The organism is Nocardia sp. NPDC046473 (genome assembly GCF_040645995.1).
In the GTDB taxonomy this organism is placed as follows: Bacteria; Actinomycetota; Actinomycetes; order Mycobacteriales; family Mycobacteriaceae; genus Nocardia.
The window spans coordinates 742020-764528 of record NZ_JBEYZJ010000002.1; the positions used below are offsets into that span (position 1 = coordinate 742020).

17 protein-coding genes are annotated in these 22509 nt (G+C 66.2%); 9 read left to right on the plus strand and 8 right to left on the minus strand.

Annotated features, from left to right (window positions below; genetic code table 11):
• Window positions 1-106 precede the first annotated feature (106 nt).
• The 3 genes from recF to dnaA all read right to left on the minus strand — a co-directional run bounded on the left by recF (window position 107) and on the right by dnaA (window position 5697).
• Window positions 107-1288 (minus strand): DNA replication/repair protein RecF, encoded by a 1182-nt coding sequence (gene recF / locus ABZ942_RS08890; protein WP_357380129.1) that lies wholly within the window; start codon window positions 1286-1288, stop codon window positions 107-109.
• 222 nt (window positions 1289-1510) lie between these two features.
• Window positions 1511-2686, minus strand: coding sequence for a DNA polymerase III subunit beta (dnaN, locus tag ABZ942_RS08895; RefSeq protein WP_357380130.1), 1176 nt, complete (start codon window positions 2684-2686; stop codon window positions 1511-1513).
• A gap of 971 nt (window positions 2687-3657) precedes the next feature.
• A complete protein-coding gene (gene dnaA, locus ABZ942_RS08900; protein ID WP_357380131.1) occupies window positions 3658-5697 on the minus strand; it encodes a chromosomal replication initiator protein DnaA in 2040 nt (679 codons plus the stop codon).
• A gap of 666 nt (window positions 5698-6363) precedes the next feature.
• Here dnaA and rpmH point away from each other — a divergent pair.
• The 9 genes from rpmH (at window position 6364) to ABZ942_RS08945 (ending at window position 17694) form a co-directional block, all read left to right on the plus strand.
• On the plus strand, window positions 6364-6507 hold the full coding sequence (rpmH, locus tag ABZ942_RS08905; protein WP_005516618.1) for a 50S ribosomal protein L34: 144 nt from the start codon (window positions 6364-6366) through the stop codon (window positions 6505-6507).
• Window positions 6508-6525: 18 nt separating this feature from the next.
• Window positions 6526-6942 carry a ribonuclease P protein component gene (rnpA, locus tag ABZ942_RS08910; RefSeq protein ID WP_357380132.1) on the plus strand — a complete coding sequence of 139 codons (417 nt, stop codon included), beginning with the start codon at window positions 6526-6528 and terminating at the stop codon, window positions 6940-6942.
• Window positions 6939-7337: a membrane protein insertion efficiency factor YidD gene (yidD, locus tag ABZ942_RS08915; RefSeq protein ID WP_357380133.1), complete on the plus strand. Its 399-nt coding sequence runs from the start codon at window positions 6939-6941 to the stop codon at window positions 7335-7337. Before rnpA ends, yidD begins: the two co-directional genes overlap by 4 nt.
• 4 nt (window positions 7338-7341) lie before the next feature.
• Window positions 7342-8436, plus strand: a complete 1095-nt coding sequence (gene yidC / locus ABZ942_RS08920) for a membrane protein insertase YidC (RefSeq protein ID WP_357380134.1) — start codon at window positions 7342-7344, stop codon at window positions 8434-8436.
• 150 nt (window positions 8437-8586) lie between these two features.
• A complete protein-coding gene (locus ABZ942_RS08925; RefSeq protein WP_357380377.1) occupies window positions 8587-9093 on the plus strand; it encodes a protein jag in 507 nt (168 codons plus the stop codon).
• A 156-nt stretch (window positions 9094-9249) separates the two neighbouring features.
• Entirely contained in the window at window positions 9250-10038 is a 789-nt protein-coding gene (gene rsmG, locus ABZ942_RS08930; protein ID WP_357380135.1) for a 16S rRNA (guanine(527)-N(7))-methyltransferase RsmG, read from the plus strand.
• 4499 nt (window positions 10039-14537) lie between these two features.
• Window positions 14538-15548: a ParA family protein gene (locus tag ABZ942_RS08935; protein ID WP_357380136.1), complete on the plus strand. Its 1011-nt coding sequence runs from the start codon at window positions 14538-14540 to the stop codon at window positions 15546-15548.
• Between the two features lie 70 nt (window positions 15549-15618).
• Complete coding sequence (locus ABZ942_RS08940) at window positions 15619-16668, plus strand: ParB/RepB/Spo0J family partition protein (RefSeq protein ID WP_357380137.1); 1050 nt, start codon at window positions 15619-15621, stop codon at window positions 16666-16668.
• 294 nt (window positions 16669-16962) lie between these two features.
• Window positions 16963-17694 carry a GNAT family N-acetyltransferase gene (locus ABZ942_RS08945; RefSeq protein ID WP_357380378.1) on the plus strand — a complete coding sequence of 244 codons (732 nt, stop codon included), beginning with the start codon at window positions 16963-16965 and terminating at the stop codon, window positions 17692-17694.
• A gap of 153 nt (window positions 17695-17847) precedes the next feature.
• Here ABZ942_RS08945 and ABZ942_RS08950 read toward each other — a convergent pair whose 3' ends face one another.
• From ABZ942_RS08950 to sigM, 5 genes are all read right to left on the minus strand, one after another.
• Entirely contained in the window at window positions 17848-19041 is a 1194-nt protein-coding gene (locus ABZ942_RS08950) for an N-acetylmuramoyl-L-alanine amidase (protein WP_357380138.1), read from the minus strand.
• A 189-nt stretch (window positions 19042-19230) separates the two neighbouring features.
• Window positions 19231-19569: a thioredoxin gene (trxA, locus tag ABZ942_RS08955; RefSeq protein WP_150400455.1), complete on the minus strand. Its 339-nt coding sequence runs from the start codon at window positions 19567-19569 to the stop codon at window positions 19231-19233.
• 88 nt (window positions 19570-19657) lie between these two features.
• Window positions 19658-20644 (minus strand): thioredoxin-disulfide reductase, encoded by a 987-nt coding sequence (gene trxB, locus ABZ942_RS08960; protein ID WP_357380139.1) that lies wholly within the window; start codon window positions 20642-20644, stop codon window positions 19658-19660.
• Between the two features lie 153 nt (window positions 20645-20797).
• Complete coding sequence (locus ABZ942_RS08965) at window positions 20798-21589, minus strand: hypothetical protein (RefSeq protein WP_357380140.1); 792 nt, start codon at window positions 21587-21589, stop codon at window positions 20798-20800.
• 102 nt (window positions 21590-21691) lie between these two features.
• Window positions 21692-22252, minus strand: coding sequence for an RNA polymerase sigma factor SigM (gene sigM / locus ABZ942_RS08970; RefSeq protein ID WP_357380379.1), 561 nt, complete (start codon window positions 22250-22252; stop codon window positions 21692-21694).
• Between the last annotated feature and the right edge of the window lie 257 nt (window positions 22253-22509).

The following is a 22509-nucleotide window of genomic DNA, read 5'->3' on the forward strand; positions in this document are numbered from 1 at the left end:
CCGACAAAACACTGGCCTCGGGCGACGTGATGGACGCATCAGTTCTCCACAGGGCCTGTTGATAACCATGCTTTTCTGTGCATACGTCATAGTGCGAATGCGAATGTCACGGGGCCGGTGTGGCGGGCTCGGCGATCCGCGAGGTCCGGCCGTCCGGTCCGCCGCTGGTTTCCACCCGCAGCGGAACGGCGGCGAGTTCGGCGGGCACGTCCTCCGGGACCGCGGCGGTGATCAACACCTGTTCGGCACCCGCCGCGACGGCGGCGAGGGCGGTGCGACGGCGGCGGTCGAGTTCAGCGAAGACGTCGTCGAGCAGCAGCACGGGTTCGGAGCCGGTGGCGCGCAGCAACTCGAACGCGCCCAGGCGCAGCGCCAGCGCGAACGACCAGGATTCGCCGTGACTGGCGAAACCCTTGGCCGGTGCCGCGCCGAGGTTCAGTTCGAGCTCGTCGCGATGCGGGCCGACCAGGCAGACGCCGCGTTCCAGCTCCTTCGGCCGGGCCGCGGCGAGCTCGCGCAGCATGATCGCTTCCAGCGCCTCGGTGTCGTCCGGCTGGGGTTCCCTTGCGGGGTCCAGGAATTCGGGCGGCAGGGTCGAGCTGCGGTAAGCGATTGCGGCGGGGCGAGATTCGGGGGCGATCGACGAATAGGCCTGCGCGAGATACGGGTACAGGTCGTGCACCAGGCGCAGCCGGTAGGTCAGCAGCACCGAGGCGTGCGTGGCCAGGTGGCCGTCCCACACATCGAGGGTGCCCAGTTCGGTCTTCGATCTGGCTTGCCGCCCAGCGGATTTCAACAACGCCGAGCGCTGGCGCAGCACCCGGTCGTAGTCGCTGCGGACCGCGGCGAGCCTGGGCAGGCGGGCTGTGCACAACTCGTCCATGAAGCGCCGACGCTCGCCCGGGTCGCCGCGCACCAGGGCGAGATCCTCGGGGGCGAACAGCACCGTCTGCAGGATGCCGAGTATCTCCCGTGGTCGCCGGGCCGGCGAGCGATTGATCTGCGCGCGATTGGCGGTGCCCTGGTTCAGCTCGATGTCGATGCGCAATTCGCGGCCGCTGTTGACGACGGAAGCGCCGATCCGCGCCTTGTCGGCGCCGAGCCTGATCATCGGCGCGTCGGCCGCGACCCGATGCGAGCCGAGGGTGGCCAGGTAGCCGATCGCCTCGAGCAGGTTCGTCTTGCCGTTACCGTTCGAGCCGAGGAAAACCGTTCGGCCTGGGGATAATTCGAGTTCCGCGTGGTCCCAGGAGCGGAAGTCACGCAGCGACAGTGTTCTGATGAACATCCGCTACCTGGCCCCTACCTGCGCGAGTTCCGCCATCCCGAGTTGTGCACAACGTCTCGATACGGGTGCCGAAACCCTTGGCGCCCAACCACAGTGTGTGGATGACCTGTGCATGAATGCTGCCGAGCTCGACCGCCTGGTCGCCGAATCCCGCAGCGTCGCTATCGGTTTCGCGGCGACCGAGGCACTGGTCGAACTCGGCTCGCGGTCGTGCACAGGTGCTCAGCCCGGCAGCCGGACCGGCATCAGCAGGTAGGTGTACGGGCTGTCCAGGGCCGCGAACGCACCCGACTCGAGCACCTTCGGCTCGTCGTCGACCGCGGGCAGCAACACCGCGGGACGGCTCGGCGTGGTGAACCCGAAGGTGACCCGGTCGGCGTGCAGCGCGGACAGGCCGTCGATCAGGTAGCCGGGATTGAACGCGATGGTCAGCGATTCGCCGCGGAAGTCGGCCTCCAGCCATTCCTCGGCGCGACCGGCGTCGTCACCGCCCGCGGACAGCAGCAAGCCCTCGGTGGAGAACTCCAGCCGCACCTGGGCGCCGCGCTCGGCGACCAGCGCGACGCGCTTGATGGCCTCGGTCAGCACCGACACCTGGAGGGTGGCGATCGAGGTATGTTCCTTCGGCAGCAGCTGACGAAACTTGGGGAATTCGGCATCGAGCAGGCGCGTGGTGGTCCGGCGGCCCGCGTTCACGATGCCGAGCAGGCCGTCCGAGCCCGCACCGGTACCGAGCGAAAGCTGCACGGGCGCATCGGAAGCGCCGAGCGTCTTGGCGGCCTCGGACAGCGTCCTGGCCGGGATGAGCACCGAGGTCTCGATGGCGGCGTCGGCGGGCGACCACTCGATGTGGCGGACCGCGAGCCGGAATCGGTCGGTGGCCGCGAGCACCACCTTCGAGCCTTCGATCTCGACCCGGATGCCGGTGAGCATCGGCAGCGTGTCGTCACGGCCCGCCGCGACGGCGACCTGGCCGACCGCATTGGCGAACACGTCGACGCTGAGCTCGCCGGTCTGCTGCGGCACCTCGGGCAGCTGGGGATAGTCCTCGACCGGCATGGTCGGCAGCGAGAACTTCGCACTGCCACAGGCGATCAGCACGCGGGTGCCGTCGACGGACACGTCCACCGGCTTGTTCGACAGCGACTTGGTGATGTCGGCGAGCAGCCTGCCGGAGACGAGTACCTCGCCGGGACCGGCGACCTCGGCGGCGACGCGCATCTGCGCGGAGACCTCGTAGTCGAAGCCGGAGACGGTCAGCCCGCCCTCGTCGGCGACGAGCAACACGCCACCGAGCACCGGGACGGGAGGCCGGGACGGGAGGCTACGTGCCACCCAGGCAACGGATTCCGCGAAGTCCTCTCGGGCGACCCGAAACTTCATGCTTGCAAGCTCCATCGCCCGATCTGTCCTCTCCCAGTTCCGTGAGCTGTTATGCGGTGGCCGGACATTCGTCCTCCAAGCCTGTCGGCTCGTTCAACGTTGATTCGCGCAGGATGTGGATCAGCCGCCATGGAAAGTGTGGCACAGGCGACCGACACCAAACCGTACCCGCGACTAGAGCTGTGGCCTAGCCCGACCCTCCGGCGGTTCTTGATGGCCCGATGTTCATGACGCCGGTGAGTGCGCGGTGGGTGTGTGTGGATCCTGCTGTCGCGAGTGGACGGGTCTCGTGAATCGCATCGATGGGCCATCGGCGTACTGAGCGATCGGGTTGATCGATGTCGAGCACTGAGGAGTCCAACAACCGAAGTGTCGATCGAAGATCTGCTCCGGCTCTCCTCCTTGCCTGTGGACGAGAGCGGTTCGAGTCGTGACTCTCCCCGACCCGACTTTCCACACACCTGTTTTAAAGAAGGTTCTTCTAGGAGAAGAACTGAAGTAGTAGTAGGCACTGTGGAATCTGTGCACTGAGGCCGTATCCGCAGGTCAGCGAGCGTGGTGCCGTGGGGATGACCGCGGGGTGTCTCGAGGATGAACGAGGGGCGTCTGTGGAGTTCCGAAGTTGTCCCACATTCATCCTCGAGTGCTCCTCGAGTTGTTCCACCGAATTCACCCGGTTGTTCACACGTGTGTACCGATGCGTGGACAACTCGAGGAATCCTCGAGGACTCCACATGGACTCCTCGAGGATTCCCCAACCCCTTGACCGACTGCGGTGCTGGTCACCGCCTGTGCGCAAGATCGCCTGGGGAAGCTGGGGATAAGACCCTGTTAGCGGACGCCGCACAGTTCATCCCCACGCCTGTTAGCCATCCGGTGCACAACTCGCTGTTTACTCGAGGACTCCACAAGGATTCCTCGAGGAATCCACAGGCCACAAAAAGCACCGCCCCAGGTCAGGGGCGGTGCGGGGGTGTTAGTGAAACTCAGCGCGAGCGTTGCTTGATTCGGGCTGTTAGTTCTTGCACCTGGTCGTATACCCGGCGCCGCTCGGTCATCTCCTTGCGGATCTTTTTCTCCGCGTACATCACCGTGGTGTGGTCCCGGCCGAACGCCTGGCCGATCTTCGGCAGCGACAGATCGGTCAGCTCACGGCACAGGTACATGGCGATCTGCCTAGCCTGCGCCAACGGCCGCGCCTTGCCCGGCCCGGTCAGCTCCTCGAGCGTGGTGTTGAAGTACTCGGCGGTGACGGCCATGATCGTCGCCGCGTTGATCTCCAGCGCCGCGGTGTCGGGCATCAGGTCGCGCAGCACCACCTCGGCCAGCGGCAGATCCAGCGGCTGACCGTTCAGCGACGCGAACGCGGTGACCCGGATCAGCGCGCCTTCCAGCTCGCGGATATTGCGTTCCACTCTGGTGGCGATCAGTTCCATCACGTCGTGCGGCACGTCGAGGCGGTCCATCCGAGCCTTCTTGCGCAGGATGGCGATACGCGTCTCCAGCTCGGGCGGCTGCACATCGGTGATCAGGCCCCACTCGAACCGAGTCCGCAGCCGTTCCTCCAGCGTGGCCAGCTGTTTTGGCGGGCGGTCGGAGGAGACGACGATCTGCTTGTTGGCGTTGTGCAGGGTGTTGAAGGTATGGAAGAACTCCTCCTGGATACCTTCCTTGCCCTCGATGAACTGGATGTCGTCGACCAGCAGGATGTCAGTCTCGCGGTAGCGGCGTTTGAACGCCACCTTCCGGTCGTCCCGCAGGCTGTTGATGAAGTCGTTGGTGAATTCTTCGGTCGAGACATACTTCACCCGCATGCCTGGGAACAGCCGCTGGGCGTAGTGGCCAGCCGCGTGTAGTAGGTGCGTCTTGCCCAAACCCGAAGCGCCCCAGACGAATAGAGGGTTGTAGGCGCGGGCCGGCGCTTCCGCGATGGCGACCGCGGCGGCGTGCGCGAAGCGGTTGGACGCGCCGATGACGAACGTCTCGAAGGTGTACTTCGCGTTCAGGCTGGCCGAGGAACTCGACGGCGCGGCACTCTCCTGCGACTTGGTGAAGTAGGTCGGCCAGGAATTGCGGGCGTTGACCACGGGTTCGTCGTCGCGATCGGCGCGGGGGTTCTCCGATTCCCGGACGGACCTGTCGGATTCCCGGACCGGCTCGTGCGCGGCCGCCAGACCTTGATCGTCGGATTCCGCGGCCTCGCGCACCGGCGCACGGACCGGACCGCGCATCGCCGCAGGGCCGGGTTCGGGTGTGAACAGGGACTCCTGGCCGGGCGGGATGGATTCGCGGCGTGGGGGTAGGCCCTGTTCGCGGCGTTGCGCGGGAGTGGGTTCGTGCCTCGGCGCGGACTGCATTTCGGCCGGGGCCGGGTATTCGTCGCGACCCTGGTATTCGTCGCGGGCGTAGTCCTGGCGGTCGTACTCGCCCGCGGCGGCGTATTCCGGCGCGTACTCGTTGTCGGAGTAGTCGGATCCACCGTTGTAGCTGGGGGCCGGGGCGTAGTCGTTGGACTGGGCGTAGCGCGGTTGCTGGTATTCGTCGCGGCCCTGGTACTCGCCCGGATAACCGCCCTGGCCGCGTCCGTTGTCGCGAGGATCGTTGTCTCGGGGGCCGTTGTCCCTGGGGCCGTTGTCGCGAGGTCCGTTGTCGCGAGGTCCGCTGTTCCTTGGGCGTTCCGGCATGCTCGTCATCCGCGCATGCCTGGGGTTGTTGCTGGTCCGCTCGTTGTTCGGGGCGGTCGGCGCGGCGATGCGCACGCCGAGTCCCTCCACCTGAGGACCGAGGCGCCGGGCCAGTGACCGCAGGATCGGCTCGCGCAGATCGCGTTCGATGGCCTCCTGAGCCAACGAGGAAGGCACCGAGAGCAGGGCGAATCCCTGCGCCACCGTGAGCGGCTTGACCAGTTTCAGCCAGGCCTGCTGCGCTCTGGTCACCGGCGGAATGGCACCGTCCGGTGAGCCGGTGGTCAGCTCGGCAACTACCTCGGGCCACACCGTGGCCAACACGTTCTGCTCGTCGTCCATGCAGTTTCCTCCCCGGAAGTAGGTCGATAGGAGCAGACGGCCGGGGCACGCGGGGACAACATGTGGTGACGACCATGCTCGGGTCGGTACCGTGATCCTGCGTACGTCCGTAACCGGTTCGGACGCTGCCCGGATCCCCATTCCGGGCGGCGGCGTGGCACCGTCGGCCCTACGAATATGCCACTCCAGGGGTCTTTCCACACAATTATCCACAGATGTGGAGAACCCTGGGGAGTTGTGAAATGCGGCTGCGCGGCCCGCCGATAACGCTCTGACCTGCGACTGTGTAGCAACCCTCCGGCAACGCAGGTTGCCGATCCGCTCGGGCGTGGCTAGGGGTGTGGACGAACTCACGCTGATGTCCACAGGGTCTGACCGTGATATGCACAGCTTCGGGATGGGCCGAACGGGTTCGTGCTGGTCGGGCGTTCGGGGCAGGCCGGGTGGGGCGAGTTTGACCCGCTCCGAGGCGATCAGTACCCTCGTACAGTCACCCTTTGGTGCGGTGGCGGTCTTGTGCTGACCGCGTGTAGGTCGTTATCGACCGACTGTGCGCCAAGACCGACGCGCCGATGATGACCAGACCTGCGATTCATCGCGAATACCTGTTTCACCGAAAAAGCTTCGGGCACTAACTGGTGCCCACTGACTCGAGGAGTGTTGACCGTGGCCAAGGGCAAGCGGACGTTCCAGCCGAACAACCGTCGTCGGGCGCGCGTCCACGGCTTCCGTCTCCGGATGCGCACCCGTGCGGGTCGCGCCATCGTTTCGGCGCGTCGCCGCAAGGGCCGCGCCGAACTCACTGCCTGATCCTCCGCGGACGCTCGGGTGTTGCCTGAGCCGTATCGGTTGCATCATCGTGCCGACTTCTCCCGGACGGTGCGCCGCGGCCAGCGAATCGGGAGGCGCGATCTGGTCGTACACGTGCTCACACACGGGTATGACGGAGTCGTGGACGTGAATGGACGACATGGTGATCCAGCCGACGCGCTGGTCCGCGTAGGCGGGCCACGCTTCGGGCTGATCGTCAGCAAGGCGGTGGGCAACGCGGTGATCAGACACCGTGTGGCCCGCCGCCTGCGTCATATGTGCCTCCAGATAGTCCCCGAGTTGCCCGTCGACGCCGACATCGTGATTCGCGCGTTGCCCGGCGCCGCGACCGCCTCCTCGGAGGAACTGCTGCGCCAGCTGCGCGGTGCGATACGCAAGCTCGGTGTCGGCGCGGCAAGCGTCGGATCGTCATGAGCCGCACCGCGAAGATCGGCCGGCTACCGGCGAATGCACTGATCTTTCTGATCGAGTTGTATCGGACCTACGTCTCCCCCACCCGCATGCCGGTGTGCCGTTTCACCCCGACCTGCAGCGAGTATGCGGTCACCGCATTGCGGACGCGCGGGCTGTTCGTCGGCCTCGGATTGGCAGCCGTGCGACTGGCCAAATGTGCGCCCTGGCACCCTGGTGGGTGGGACCCCGTTCCGGAGCGGAAGCGAAGCACCGTTCGCACCGCGCCCGGGACCGTGGCAGCCACCGATCCGGCGCCGCAGGAAGCCAACCTGCAGGCCGACCCGGTGTCGGAGCCGAACGCTTGGAAAGGATCACCGCGCGCGGTGATCGGCGATACGAACGACGGGAGTGCATAGAGCCGTGCTCGACTTCATTTATTATCCGGTGTCCTGGATCTTGTGGTTCTGGCATCGGGCGTTCTCGTTGGTGCCCGGTCTCGGTAAAGACAGCGGCATCGCCTGGGCACTCGCCGTCGTGTTCCTGGTGTTCACGTTGCGTGTGCTGCTCTACAAGCCGTTCGTGAAGCAGGTGCGCACCACCAAGCAGATGCAGGAGCTGCAGCCCCAGATCAAGGAGCTGCAGAAGAAGTACAAGAACGATCGCCAGAAGATGGCGACCGAGATGCAGAAGCTGCAGAAGGATCACGGCTTCAACCCACTGATGGGCTGCTTGCCGATCCTCGCCCAGGTGCCGGTGTTCCTCGGTCTGTTCCATGTGCTGCGCTCGTTCAACCGGACCGGTCACGGGTTCGGCCAGCTGGCGATGTCGATCGACCAGAACGCGAACACGCCGAACTACGTGTTCAACGCGGCCGACGTCCAGTCCTTCCTGAGCGCCCGTATCTTCGGTGCGCCGATCTCGGCCTTCATCACCATCCCGGACACCGAGCTGCGCGCCTTCGCCATCGACGGCCTCGGCCTGCCGAACAAGGTCAGCATCGCCGTCGTCGCGATCCCGTTGATGATCATCGCCGGTCTGGCGACCCACTTCAACGCGCGCGCCTCGGTCGCCAGGCAGACGCCGGAGGCGGCCGCCAACCCGCAGGCCGCGATGATGAACAAGCTTGCGCTGTGGGTCTTCCCGCTCGGTGTGCTCGTCGGTGGTCCGTTCCTGCCGATCGCCATCCTCCTGTACTGGGTCTCCAATAACATTTGGACCTACGGGCAGCAGCATCTCGTCTTCGGTCGCATGGAGCGCGAAGCGGAAGAGAAGAAACAGGCCAAGCTGGAGCAGCGCGCCCAGAACGCGCCGAAACCCGGTGCCAAGCCGGTCAACACGCGGAAGAAGCCGACAGCTGATGCGGTCGAAGACGCTGTTGATGCGGTGGACACCGCGGTCGACGCGGCGCCCTCGACCAACGGGACCGCCAAGAAGGCCACCGGGCAGCGTCGGCCGGGTGGTCAGAAGCGACCGGGCGGCAACCGAGGCAGGGCGAACCAAAAGCGCCGCCGCTGATCGCATTTCGGTGGTCGGCCGGCCACCACGCTGAGCAACCCCTTGATCGCGCACCGTCCGGCGGCGAGCGCACGGCGAGCGCGATGAGCAGATGAAGGAAATCAAATGACAGTTGAGACCGACGGAGGGGACGCCACAGTGGCGACGACGATGGTGAACGCCGGAACGGACGCCGACGATGTCGTGAACGATGCCGAGGAAGCCCTGATCGAAGAGGGCGAGATCGCGGGCGACTACCTCGAGCAGCTGCTCGACGTGCTCGACTTCGACGGCGACATCGATCTCGACGTCGAGGGCGACCGCGCCATCGTCAGCATCGACGGTGGCCGGGATCTGTCAAAGCTGGTGGGGCGCAACGGTGAAACGCTCGACGCGCTACAGGAGTTGACTCGGCTGGCGGTGCAGCAGGCCACCGGTGTGCGCAGCAGGCTGATGCTCGACGTGGCCGGCTGGCGCGCCAAGCGCCGGGAAGACCTCAGCGCGCTCGGTACCGCCGCCGCGCAGCGGGTGTTGGAGTCGGGTGCGCCGGAGTCGCTGTCCCCCATGACGCCGTTCGAGCGCAAGATCGTGCACGACGCGGTGTCGGTGATCGACGGTGTCGCGAGCGAGAGCGAAGGCGTCGAGCCGAATCGGCATGTTGTGGTTGTTCCGTCCTGAGCGAAAGCCAGACACGTTAGGGGCACGGCGTATTTCGTCACCCTGACGGGTAATGGTTGGATAGGGCCTCTGGTCTTCGGATCGGGGGCCTTGTTCATGTCCGGCACCCGATTGTCCGCGCGTCGCCGGTCCCCTGCTCGACCTGAGTCCGGAAGGATGTTTCACGTGGAACGAGATCTCGGTGAAACCACCGCGTTGCCCGCCGAGCTGGCACCGCCGGCGTCGGCCGCGGTGGTGTTCGGCGACCGACTCGATCTCGCCCGCCGATACTGCGCGGCACTCGCCACCGCCGGCGTCGAGCGCGGACTGATCGGCCCCCGCGAGGTCCCCCGCCTCTGGGATCGCCACATCCTCAACTGCGCGGTGATCGGCGAACTGATCGCCGAAGGTGCCTCCGTCGTCGACATCGGCAGCGGCGCCGGACTACCTGGCATCCCCCTTGCGATCGCCCGTCCGGACCTGCGCATCACCCTGGTCGAACCGCTCCTGCGCCGCACCATCTTCCTGAGCGAGTTCATCGAAGCAGCCGGACTCGACGTCACCGTCGTGCGCGGCCGGGCCGAACAATCCGGCGTACTGAAGGAAGCAGGCGGCGCCGACGTAGTCACCTCCCGCGCGGTAGCCCCCCTCGGCAAGCTCGCCCAGTGGTCCCTTCCCCTGCTACGCGACCACGGTCGGATGCTCGCGCTCAAAGGCGTGAGCGCTGCCGAGGAGCTCGCCCGCGACGGCGAGGCGCTGGAGCGCGCGGGCGCCGGCAACGCGATGGTCGTTGAATGCGGAGCCGGAATCGTCTCTACCCCCACGCTGATCATCAGCGCCGAGCGCCTCCCCCGCGCCGAGCGAGCGCCGCGACGGCGGAGCGAGCATGCGACTGCCCGTCGGGAGGCGAAGGCGGCGAAGCGTGCTGGCGCGGACGCGCCGGATCGGGCTCGGAAGTCGAAGTAGGGCGGCACGATTGCTCGCGGCGAGGGTCGGGAGCGGGCGATGGTGCAGTGCGGATGACTCCACCCAATTCGCATGAACCTTCCTGGTTGTCCGTTCTCCAGCTCCGCTGCTTGCGCGACACGAGGCAATAGCATGTGCCCGATTCGCGGCGGAGTCGGGAGCGCACCCGAGCTTCCGGATCCGTCGGCAAGCCGAGGCGGCGTCGCATCGGAACGTCGAGTCGGGCAGGGTGAGAGCGGGCGGATCGGACGCCCGTGATGCGTCGAATGGATGACGATCGCTCCCCGGCGGATCAAGTCGCTCGGGGTGGTTTCATAGGAAAACACAGACCTTCGATACCGCCTGCGGGGATAGTCCCAGCACCCTCTGGTGTAAGAGTCACGTGACGGAACGAGTTGGTTCGGGGCCTGCATGCGGTGGTGGGCAGTCTAGGAACCATGTGAGAAGTTCTCCCGCCGATGGTGTTCTGCAGGAGCGCGTCGGCATGAGGATCGGCGAAGATCTGTCTGCACTATTGAGATGCACGAGCCGTTGCCAGGAACGCGAGCACCCCGCTAGCTTTCCGTCGCCGGGTCGCCGGGTCGCCGGGTCGCCGGGTCGCCGGGTCGCCGGGTCGCCGGGTCGCCGGGTCGCCGGGTCGCCGGGTCGCCGGGTCGCCGGGGTGCGTCGGCAAGCAAGCGGGCGCATCGATCGGCGTCGGAAGTTTCACGGGAAACGTGACTCGCTTTGGGGCGGCTAGTGGGAAGGCTGAATCGGGATTGTGCCGGTTGGTGCCAGGCCCGCTCCGCTAGATCAAGAGCCGAATCTCCCCTGCCGGGAAGGTCGGATGTGCACCCCCTCCCCCGGCTTCGCTTCGGACGGTTTCACATGAAACATCGGGACAGCGGTAGGCGTCAGGTCGTGCTCGCAGGGGGTGCGGTTCGACGGGACGTGATGCGTAGTGAAGGTCCAAAGATTGGCATGTGCAGATCAGGTTGGGGCAGCCGAGCGCGATGCCGGAACTCGGTGAATGGAATCAGTGCGCACGCGGGTCGGGTTGCCCGTGGCCGGTCCGTACGTCGGGTCGGACTGCGTGCCGGTAGGACTCGCGAGGTGTCCGTCGGCAAGTAGGCGCTCCCCGACACGCCCTGCTTGGCGGTCACCAAGCCGGTGGGCGATCGTCACAGGCTGGCTGCATCGGGATGCGTCAGTTATCGCCCCAGCCCGCACTGTTGGACGGGGAGCCGAATCTCCCTGCTGCAAGGGTGGATGGGCGACGCCCCCTGGGTTTCGTGTCGGGCGGTTTCACATGAAACATCGGGAGGCGATGATGCCTCGTGGTGCTCGCCGGGGGCGAGACACGACGCATGGTGTGGCCAAAGGCCGGCACGTACAAAACCGGTTGAGGACGACAGGGTCCGGTGCCCGAGCTCAGCGCGTCGCCTCAGTGCGCTCACGGTTCGGGGTTGTCCTTGCCAGGTCTGCACGTCGGGCTGGATCGCACACATCTAGAACTTGCGAGGCGTCCGTTGATCGGCGTGCTCTCCCCCCGGCAGTTCCCGCTCGGCGCGTTCATCAAGCTCCAGAGCGATCGCGGAGACTGCGTCGATTGTGGCCACGCATGGCCGGGCAGACCGAGGAGTCAAACCCGATTCTGGCTCCGCGACGATCCATCGCGTATGCGGATCGGCCGCGTGCTCCCCTTCGTGAGGTTCCCGCCAATCGACGCGACTCCTCCCGAGCAGTCCTGAGAGGCTGCGTCAATTGCGGGCCGGGCGCTCGGTCGACCGACTGCGGCGGCCGAACCGATCTGAACTGTGTGCTGCCCTGTAGCGTGCGCGGGTCGAGGCAGCGCACTTGTGGTCGCTATCGATCAGCCGCGTGCTTCCCCGGTTCGTTCCCGCCTGTCCGCACCGAGTCTGGCGAACGGTTGCGAGGAGGCGTGGATTGCAGTCGCCTTGCGGTCCTGAAGGACGTTGAGTCGATCCGAATTTTGTGCTGCCCCTGTGGCATGTGCGGGGTTCGGCCGCGCGCTCGTGAGTCTCTGTCGATCGGCCCCGCGCTTGTCTGGCCCGTTCCCGCGCAGCGTGGATCAAGTCTGCGAACGGACGTGCGGCGGCGTCGATTGCGCACTTCGCGCGGTTCCGGTCGACTGCGGTCGCTGCGTCGATCCGAACTGTGCGCGTTGCCCTGTGGCTTGTCCGAGTTTCGGTTGTGTAGTCGTAAGTCTCGGCTGATCGGCCCACGCTTGTCTGGTTCGTTCCCCGCAGTGCTCAACCAACCTGCGCACCAGGCACCAAGGTCGCGTCGCTTACCAGCAGGCCGACCGAGGCGGACCCGACCCTGGCTCTGGGCTGTCCTGTGGTTTACGCGGGACTGTTGTACGCCCCCATGAGGTTCCCGTCGATGGGCACGCTCTGGCGCAACCGATCCCCGCGCGTAAGCACAGGGGGCGAGCGGCGATCGGTTGCGTGGGCGGTCCGTACACACAGACCAGCTCTCGTACACTCAGCGGAGTCGCAAGCCTCTGTCGATCGGGCATACTCGCCCCCGTTTGTTCCTTTTGCTTCCCAGACCAGGAGCGGGTTGGTCGGTGGCGAGCTCGCCCGGTTTCACGGGAAACCAACTCTCCGCGTTTCTGCGACGGGCGAGTGACTCTTCGGATTGTGTCGGACTGTCCCCGGCCGCGGGATGTGTTGGCTGTTGTCTGTACGGCGAGGCCGGTTGAGATAGCCGAATCCGAGCACGATCGCGCGTTGCGTTATGGGTGTACGTCGGTCTGATTCCATCGCGGCCACCCGCGCGGCCAGGTTGTGTGCCTTGTGGGATTGACGATGCTGCTCCGCCGATTGGCGGGGACGCCCTCCATGCAATTCGCCCGAAGTCAGCGAACGATCGCAGGGTGCCGGTTTGCGGGGCACCCACGTCGAGGTCGACTGAAGCGGCGACCGGAATACGACTCAACGCCGCCTGACATTGGACGCATCCCGGGGCGCGACGGTCCGCCCGCGTGGTCCGCCTCGTGCATCTGGAGGACGCACGATGTTGCTCCGCCCGATCGGTGCTCGCCTGGCCGCGCTCGGATGTGGCCACCGAGCGGCGGCTAGTCGCTCTTAACAGCGCCCCAACTCAGCGAAGGGGCACCGAGGGCGCGTTGAGAGGACCAGGCACCGTGCGGCCGACTGAGGCGGCGAACCGCTGTAGGACTCAGCGCCGTCTGGTGTCGGACGGGCCGGGTGCGACGGTTCGTACGTGCGGCGAGGCCGGTTGAAGCAAGTTGAATCCCGTCTCGATCGCACGTCGCCTCATGGGTGTACGTCGGTCTGATCCCGTGGCGATCCATCCGTGTGGCCGGCTCGTGCACCTGTGGGTTTGCGATGTAGTTCGCCCGCGCGGCGCTCGCCTGGCCGTGCTCGGGTGCGGCTACCAAGCCCTTGACTAGTCGGTCTCACGCAGCGGCCCCGAACTCAGCGAACGGTCGTCAAGGCGCCTCGGGACGATCACGCGCGTGAGCCCGACCGAGGTGGGGGCGTACGACTTAGCCCCGCTGACGTTGGACGCACCGGGGGCGCAACGGTTCGCACGCAACCACCCGGCACCGATTCACCACGACTCGTGAGTTTCCGTCGATCGGACACGATCGAACACTCCCCCGCACGGCTCCCAAAGCAGCGAAGCTGTCGGTCGATTCATGGGCTCGGTCTTCTTCCACCACAATCGGAACTCCCTGGTGCGGGGACAGCGCCGGGCGAGCGACTCTTGGAGGGGCTCGTGTCGGGTGGTTTCACATGAAACATCGGAGGCGGTGCGGGCCTGTTGTGTTCGCCGGACGGGGGCACTCGGAGATCGAGTCTCGGTTCGCGTGACGGAAGTCGGACCGGCTGAGCGGGCGAGCCCCGAGGCACGGCTCGGCGCGCTTGCGTGTATGGGCACCGGGGTCTGCGCGTGAGTGAGGCGGGTAAGGCCGAGCCCGACTCGTCGTGATCGTGTCCTGAGGAGTTCGCAGCTCTGGTTCTGTTGCGGGTTCGCACCTATGGGCTGGGCACGCTCCCGCGGAACTTGCAGGGCCCCCTTCGCCGATCGGCAGGCACTCATCCGATCGCGTTGCGGCGGAGCTATCACGCTCGCCGATGGTCAGCGGAGTGCGCTGGTTTCGGGTCGGCATGCCAGGGTCCGCAGGCGTGAATCCGCTTGGGATGACTCGTAACCCTGTTGCCGGACGCGGTGTTTCATGTGAAACATCGGGGATCGGGGGTGGAATCGGCACAGTTTCGCGTGTCGTGTGTGCATTGCCGCGATTCAGCTTTCTTATCGCGCTCGGTGCTGGCAAGCTAGTGGGCGTCGGGCGTGAGCGTAGGTGCCACGGAGGAATTGGTGTCGCGACGAGTGCTCCGCTCGGTCGATCGGGCGCCGCGAACCCGGTTGAGCATCATGTTCGTACCGACACCAGCTGTTTGATGACACGGCGCCGACGCTCGTCGGAAGCACGTGATCTGAAGTTCTCGGGTTAGGAGCTGTCTATGTCGAGCGGTCCGGCGAATGTTTCACGGGAAACTACGTCGCGCGTGCCGGGAATGCTGGACTCCAGCAATTTCGACACGGAGACATTCGGAAGCACACCGTTCGGGAACATCTCCCCCAGCGAGACCCCGATCGCGGCCGAAGCACAACGCGCCAGCCAGATTCTCCATCCAGGAAAGGTGACAGTGCAGAAACCGCACGAGCAGCGCATCATCACCATCGCCAATCAGAAGGGCGGCGTCGGCAAGACGACCACCGCGGTTAATCTCGCGGCCGCTCTGGCGCATCAGGGGATGACGGTCCTCGTGATCGATCTGGACCCGCAGGGCAATGCCAGCACCGCCCTCGGCATCGAGCACCACTCGGGTGTTCCGTCCAGCTACGAACTGCTCATCGGCGAGGTGTCGGTCAAGGACGCGATCCAGCAGAGCCCGCACAACGAGCGGCTGCTGTGCATCCCGGCGACCATCGACCTGGCTGGCGCGGAGATCGAACTGGTGTCCATGGTGGCCAGGGAGGGTCGGCTCAAGGCCGCCATCCAGGAGGCCAATATCGCCGGTTACGACATCGACTACGTGATGATCGACTGCCCGCCGTCGCTCGGCCTGCTGACCGTCAACGCGATGGTCGCGGCCAAGGAGGTGCTGATCCCGATCCAGTGCGAGTATTACGCGCTGGAGGGTGTCGGGCAGCTGCTCCGCAACATCGGTCTGGTGCAGGCGCACCTGAATCCGGACCTGCACGTGTCGACGGTGATCCTCACGATGTACGACGGCCGGACCAAGCTGGCCGACCAGGTCGCCGAAGAGGTTCGCGGGCACTTCGGTGACGTGGTGCTGCGGTCGGTGATTCCGCGCAGTGTGAAGGTGTCCGAGGCGCCGGGCTATGGCATGACGGTGCTCGATTACGATCCAGGTTCCCGAGGCGCGATGAGCTACCTCGATGCCGGGCGTGAAATGGCGGCCAGGGCGACGGCGTTGGCGCATGCCGCCGCCGAAGCCGCGGAGTGATCTGGCTGGATGAGCGCCGGGTCGGCAAGACCCGGTTTGGTGGCGGAACGAGGAAGGGGTCTGTAGACCGATGAGTCAGGCGAAGAAGGGTGGGCTAGGGCGCGGTCTTGCCGCGCTGATCCCGACGGGACCGGCGACTGCGCCGGGGCTCAGCAGTCAAGCGGCCAGCGTCATCGGTCTGGATCCGATCGGGCCGCAGCCCGCGTCGGCCTACCTGCATCGGGTCCCCGACCCGGCCGACGACGACCTCTCCGCCGGCGGCGCGGTCTACCGCGAGATTCCGCCGGACCAGATCGAGCCGAACCCGAAGCAGCCGCGTCAGGTTTTCGAGGCCGAGGCACTGGACGAGCTGGTGCACTCGATCAAGGAATTCGGTCTGATGCAGCCGATCGTGGTGCGTCGGGTCGAGCCGGGCGTGGACAAGTATCAGCTCGTGATGGGCGAACGCCGTTGGCGCGCTTCGCAGGTCGCTGGTCTGGCCGCGATCCCCGCGATCGTCCGGGAGACCGCCGACGAGTCGATGCTGCGCGATGCCCTGCTGGAGAACATCCACCGGGTGCAGCTCAACCCGTTGGAAGAGGCGGCGGCTTATCAGCAGCTGCTGGAAGAGTTCGGCGTCACCCACGAGGTGCTTGCCGACCGCATCGGTCGTTCGCGGTCTGCGGTCACCAACATGATCCGGTTGCTGAAGCTGCCGATCTCGGTGCAGCGTCGCGTGGCGGCGGGTGTGCTTTCAGCCGGACACGCGCGAGCGCTGCTCGGACTGAACGCCGGAGTGGACGCGCAAGAAGAACTAGCCAAGCGCGTTGTGGCGGAAGGACTATCCGTTCGCAGCACCGAGGAAGCCGTCATCCTGGCAAACCAGGAAGCGACCCCGGAGCCGGTGGCGGATCCGACCGTGCCGCCGGAGCCGAAGCACAAGCCGCTGATCGCCGCGGGCATGCAGCGATTCGCGGAGCGGCTGGCCGACTCGTTCGATACGCGGGTCATGGTGAGTATGGGCAAGCGCAAGGGCAAGATCGTCGTCGAGTTCGGCTCGCTCGAGGATCTCGAGCGCATTGCCAGCCTGATGGGCCAGAACCCTCAGCTTGTGACGGAAGTGACAGAAAAAGACTTGTGAAAGCGACAGGTACGACCCCGGGAGCCGAAACGTCACTGTGACGGCGCGCGATTCCGTGAGTCAGCGGACCGCACGATCTCCCCGGACGGACCAACACAAGCTCTTAACCAACAGCACAGCGACGTGGAATGAGGCGGGTTCTGTTGATCGCTTATTCTTGCTGGCAAGAACATAGTGATGCGGTGTGAGAGTGCGAACCGTGCGTCAGTGTGCCTCGCGCAGGCTCGGGCCGAGCGCGAGCGAGGCGCGGACATGAGCGTGGACGAATCGGACAGCTGGAGGCTGAGCAGAGCAGTGTCGACCAGCGTCACAGCACTTACCCTCGGCGGGCTCGACAAGCTCCCCGCGCACTCCCGGCGCTGCGTGTTCTGGGAGATGGATCCGGCCGTCGCCGAGGACTCCCGCGGCTTCAGCGATCCGGTCTTCGAAAAGGAGGCATGGCTCTCCACGGTGCTGCTGGAGTGGGGCTCCTGCGGACAGGTGGCGAACGTCGACGGCAACGTCGCGGGGTGTGCCCTGTATTCGCCGCCGAGCGCGGTGCCGCGCGCCACCCTCTTCCCCACCTCACCGGTGAGCCCGGACGCGGTCCTGCTGACCACGCTGCAGGCCGAATTCCCGTACCAGGACAACGAGGTTGCCCACCAGCTGATGCAGGCCGTGGTGGCTGATCTGGTGCGTCGCGGCGTGCGCGCGCTGGAAGCGTTCGGCATCCGGTCCGATCCGCCGTCGCAGGCGCTGTCGGAACGCTTCGGCTCGATGACGCTGATGGAGCGGATCATCTCGCCGATCAAGAGTTCCGGGGCGAACGCACCCGGTGCGATGACCGAGTGCTCGCCGGAGACCTGCATGATCGAGGCCGACTTCCTGGAAGAGGTCGGTTTCAAGGTGATCGCGCCACACCACCGGTTCCCGCGACTGCGCCTGGAACTCGACTCCGATCACGGGTGGAAGGAAGACGTGGAGCGCGCGCTCGACCAGCTACTTGCGGCTGCGGCAATGACTCCCCCGGCCCGCGTCGGAGGCTAGCCCGCCTCTCCGCGTCTTCAGGCCAGACTTGGGTGCCGCCAACAATGACGTTGGCGGCACGCGGTCGTGCAGGTGACTGGCCTTGGGCGTACCCGACGAGTTACCCATGTGCTCACGAAATCAGGTGCCACAGTGGGTAGACGTGACCCAGCTCTACATGCGGTCCGCGGCGGCAAGTTCCTCCGCCAGCAGTTCCGCGAAAGTGTATGTGCCCGTTGGCTGATCATCCTGCCCGAGCAGGTACAGCCGCTTGACCGAGATCAGGATGGCCTCGGCGATCACGTCGCGCATGCGCGGATTGGTGAGCACGGCGGCGTCGTATTCGTTTGTCAGATAGCCGATATCGATCTGGACGGTCGGCATCTTGGTGAGCCGCAACAGATCCCAGGTCCTGGCGTGCGTCCGGCAGTCCTGCAGCGACGTGCGCGCAACGACCTCGCGCTGGATGAAGCCGGCCAGCACCTGGCCGATCATCGACGCCGAGCCGTGTGAGTTGCCGAAGTAGAAGCCTGCGACGCCGTTGGCGAGCGGGCTCGGATTGGTCGCGCAGCGCAGCGAGATCATCAGATCGGCATCGAAGGTGTTCGAGGTGTCGGCGCGCTCGGCGTCGGTCCGGTTGCGGCCCCACGGGCGCGACAGGAAGGTCTCCATGCCGGTGGCCGCCATCCGGCCTTCGAGCCGACTTGCCAAGTCCCACAGGATTTCCGACTCGTACACCTCGCCGAATTCAGTCGGCACCGGGTGTCCCTTGTCGGGTCCACCCAGGCCAGGGTCGATGACGATGCGCTTGCCGGTGAGCTGCGGCCCGGCCCGATGCACCACTTCTTCCTCGGCGATCCGATGCGGATTGCCGCCGGTGACGCGAGCGCCGAGCAGGTCGAGCGAGCGGAGCGTGTCCGGTCCACAGATACCGTCGGCGGCCAGCCCGATCTCGCGCTGGAAGGAGGAGAGTCCCTCGTGCGTGTGCGGGCCGAAGTAGCCGTCGACCCGATGCACGTAGAAGCCGAGGTCCTGCAGCTTGCGCTGCAGCGTCGCGACGTCGTCGCCGTACAGCGGCGCGGAGAGCTGATAGATCAGCGTGCGCGCACCGAGGCGGTAAGACGCCTCTTTCAGCGCTCGGTAGGTGGCCGGGCCGACCACACCGTCGACGAGCAGCCCGCGATGTTGCTGGAACGCGCGGACCGCCGAGTCGAGCCGGTGGTCGAAGGAGGCCTCGGTGTCTTTCCAGTACTCGCGCGCGTCGGCGTGCTCGGTATCGACGTGTGCGTGTAAGAACCCGAGACTTGCCAGGGTGCTCCGAACCTCTGCTACGGCTGGACCGCTATCGCCGTGACGAAGTCGGTGCATGCGTGAGAGCCCTTTCCTTCCGTCAATCCGGGTACCCACTCATGCGATGGGATACACCCTGCGCACGACCGGTGTCGGTCGATTGTCTCAGACCCGGACGGGAATTCGGCATTCCCGGGTCCAGGCATCCTACGGCGCGTCGATCGTTCTCGACGGCCTTTGGCGCCTATGGCATCTGCGCGACAGGTGTCAGATTTCGCCGTCGAGTTCGCGCAAAAGGGCGGCTTTGCCCTTCGCGCCGACGATCTGTTTCACCGGCTTACCGCCGCGGAACAGCATCATAGTGGGCAGCGAGAGGATCTTGTAATCGCGGGCGGTGCCGGGATTGGCGTCGACGTCCACTTTCGCGACGGTCAGCTTGTCCGCATGGGTGCCCGCGATCTCCTCCAGCACCGGGGCGACCATCTTGCACGGGCCGCACCAGGTGGCCCAGAAATCGACGAGGACGGGCTTCTCGCTGAGCAGTACGGCGTCGGCGAAGGTCGCGTCGGTGACGGTGATCGTGTTCTTGGTGGCGCTGTCGGACATGGGATTCTCCTTGCTGAATGGCGGGCTCACGGATCAGTGCGGGCCCCAAGCCCTCCGCCCGCAGCGCGGGTGGAGGGGAAGAGCGAGGTCAGTTGGCGGGCACGGCGACCGTGTGGCCCGCGTGATCGAGGGTGTTCGAGCTGATGTCGCCCTGTTCGGCCAGCCAGCGCTCCGCGTCGATGGCCGCGCGGCAGCCGGTGCCCGCCGCCGTGATCGCCTGGCGGTAGGTGTGATCCACCAGGTCGCCCGCGGCGAATACGCCGGCCGCCTTGGTCGCGGTGGACGGATGCACCACCTGCACGTAGCCCTCGTCGTCCAGCTCGACCTGGTCGCGGACCAGCTCGCTGCGCGGATCGTGGCCGATCGCGACGAACAGCCCGGTCGCGGCCAGCTCCGAGGTCTCCCCCGTGCGGGTGTCGCGCAGCACCAGGCTCGTCACGCTGCTGTCGCCCTTGACCTCGGCGACCTCGGCGTTGAGCCGGAACTTGATCTTCTCGTTGGCCTTGGCCCGCTCCAGCATGATGCGCGAGGCCCGGAACTCCTCGCGCCGGTGCACGATGGTGACGCTGGCGGCGAACTTGGTGAGGAAGGTGGCCTCCTCCATCGCGGAGTCGCCGCCGCCGACCACCACGATGTCCTGGTTCTTGAAGAAGAAGCCGTCGCAGGTGGCACAGGCGCTCACGCCGCGGCCGAGCAGTTCCTGCTCACCGGGCACGTTGAGGTAGCGGGCGGCCGAGCCCATGGCCAGGATCACCGCGTAGGCCTGGTAGGTCTCGTCACCGACGGTGACCGTCTTGATCGGCCCGCTGAGGTCGAGGGCGTCGACGTCCTCGGTGCGGATGTCGGCCCCGAAGCGCTTGGCCTGCTCCCGCATCTCCTCCATCAGGTCCGGGCCCATGATGCCCTCGCGGAAGCCGGGGAAGTTCTCCACCTCGGTGGTGGTCATCAGGGCGCCGCCGAACTGGGTGCCTTCGAACACCAGCGGCTGGAGCTCGGCCCTGGCCGCGTACACGGCAGCCGTGTAGCCGGCAGGTCCGGAGCCGACGATGATCAGGTCGCGAACTGGCGCACTCATGAGGCCCTTCCGGGGGAGAAATCAATGGACGTCTCGGTCAACAACAGGGTAATGGCTATTGTTCCTGGGCCGACCCGGTCCCACGTGAGGTTCGGCTCAGTGCGGTGACATAGGCGTTCAGGCGGCAGCGAGCGCGGTTGTTACGTGGGTCACTCAACCGATGTCTTGCACGGTGAGACGTTGCGGATCGTCTGTGCTGCAACCGGTTCCGACGACGAGTGCGGTGATCTTCGGCGTGCGCGGGCCGGTGAGCAGGATCAGCACCGCGTCCTGGCCCTGGTAGCGGAAGTTGTTCGAGCCGAGGATGGTGCGGTCGAGTCCGTTGGCGTGCACGCAGCGTTCCCTGGCGGCCGGATTGCCGAGCAGGCCGGTGGCATCGTTGCGGCCGAGCGCGCTGAGCAGCGCGGGTGCGTTGAGGTCGTCGCCGAGTGGGACGCTGTTCGAGGTCGGTTGGGCCGACGGGGTGCCGTCGTTGCCGCGCACCACGGTGAGCGCGATCGAGGCGCAGGCGACGACCGCCACCGCGGCGGCCGCGGCGGTGAACCAGCGCAGCCGGTTGCGACGGCGCTCGTCGAGCGAGATCGGCGCGGCGGGCGGCGTGGAAACCACTGTGGCTTCGGTGTTTTCGGACGCTGCCGAGCGCGGCAGCTGGTAGATGGTCGCGCCCGCCTCGGTGGGTTCCTCGTTCAGGTCGAAACCATCGACGAACTGTTCGAGCCGAGCGGCGATATCGTCGGGCATCGCGTGGATGATCCGGTCGCTATGGCCCAGCGCGCGCAGTTCGGTGGTCACGTCGTCCAGGGCGTGCACGAAGCGCAGCGCGTCACCGTCTTGCCGGACCGCGGGCCACAGTTGTTCCCGTAGCTCGGGCGTCACGTTGTCCGCGTGCAGGTCGGCGAGCAGCTCGGGCGAGAACGGAGGTTGTGGCATCGACCGGGTTGCCATCGCACCTCCAGTGTTCTCATCTGACATCGCGGGGATCGCCTCGGGGACGGGGACTATAGGGACATCGTCTACGGGTCCGTCACTATTAATGACGCATCTCAACTACCTCCGGTTCCCCGGATCGCGCAGAAATTCCAATCGTTCTTGCAGACGTTGCCTCCCGCGGGCACAGCGGCTCTTGATCGTCCCCTCCGGGACTCCGAGCATAGCGGCGGCTTCGGCCACGCTATACCCCTCGAGATCAATGGCAACGAGCGCGGTCCGCTGATCCGGAGGTAGCGAGAACAGCGCGTGATCGACCACCAGCGACATCTCCAGTTCGGCCACCGCGTCCCGCTCATCGCGGGGTTCCGGCATCGTCTCCGGGGTGAGCGAGACGGCCTTGCGGATCTTGTTGCGCCGGATCCGGTCCAGGCACGCGTTCACCACGATCGCGTGCAGCCAGCTGCGCACCTCGGCCTCGGCGCGGAACGTCGCGGCCGTGCGATGGGCCGAGAGCAGCGCGTCCTGCAGCGAATCGGCCGCGTCCTCGCGGGTGTAGGAGGTGCGCATGGCGGTCTGCCACAGATGATCGTTGTGCCTGCGCAGCAGCTCGGCGAAGGCGTGCCGCTGGCCGCGCACATGCGCCTGCAGCAGCTCGATATCGGTGTAGTCCTCGCCCACGAACGAACGCTCGCGGTACGCGGCAGGCCGCGATGTCCCCCCGCGGACTTCCTCGTTCAGTTCCGACGACAATGCCAACCCCTTGGACAGCGCTCACGGTGGCAACGGACATGGACGACCATCACCGAAATTTCGCAGCATCCAGGATCGAAAAACCAGAACCCGGGAAGCTCCCCTGTGCTGAGAGCGCGAGCAGATCATATCGTCCCTCGCGATTGAGCAGCAAGCTTGTCCGCCGCTCCGAGGATTCAGGCCGG

Bases quoted from the DNA above. Each gene is read 5' to 3' on its own strand.
- recF (WP_357380129.1), bottom strand. From the start codon at position 1,288: ATGTTCATCAGAACACTGTCGCTGCGTGACTTCCGCTCCTGGGACCAC.
- dnaN (WP_357380130.1), bottom strand. From the start codon at position 2,686: ATGGAGCTTGCAAGCATGAAGTTTCGGGTCGCCCGAGAGGACTTCGCG.
- dnaA (WP_357380131.1), bottom strand. From the start codon at position 5,697: ATGGACGACGAGCAGAACGTGTTGGCCACGGTGTGGCCCGAGGTAGTT.
- yidD (WP_357380133.1), top strand. From the start codon at position 6,939: ATGAGCCGCACCGCGAAGATCGGCCGGCTACCGGCGAATGCACTGATC.
- ABZ942_RS08925 (WP_357380377.1), top strand. From the start codon at position 8,587: ATGGTGAACGCCGGAACGGACGCCGACGATGTCGTGAACGATGCCGAG.
- rsmG (WP_357380135.1), top strand. From the start codon at position 9,250: ATGTTTCACGTGGAACGAGATCTCGGTGAAACCACCGCGTTGCCCGCC.
- ABZ942_RS08935 (WP_357380136.1), top strand. From the start codon at position 14,538: ATGTCGAGCGGTCCGGCGAATGTTTCACGGGAAACTACGTCGCGCGTG.
- ABZ942_RS08940 (WP_357380137.1), top strand. From the start codon at position 15,619: ATGAGTCAGGCGAAGAAGGGTGGGCTAGGGCGCGGTCTTGCCGCGCTG.
- ABZ942_RS08950 (WP_357380138.1), bottom strand. From the start codon at position 19,041: ATGCACCGACTTCGTCACGGCGATAGCGGTCCAGCCGTAGCAGAGGTT.
- trxA (WP_150400455.1), bottom strand. From the start codon at position 19,569: ATGTCCGACAGCGCCACCAAGAACACGATCACCGTCACCGACGCGACC.
- trxB (WP_357380139.1), bottom strand. From the start codon at position 20,644: ATGAGTGCGCCAGTTCGCGACCTGATCATCGTCGGCTCCGGACCTGCC.
- ABZ942_RS08965 (WP_357380140.1), bottom strand. From the start codon at position 21,589: ATGGCAACCCGGTCGATGCCACAACCTCCGTTCTCGCCCGAGCTGCTC.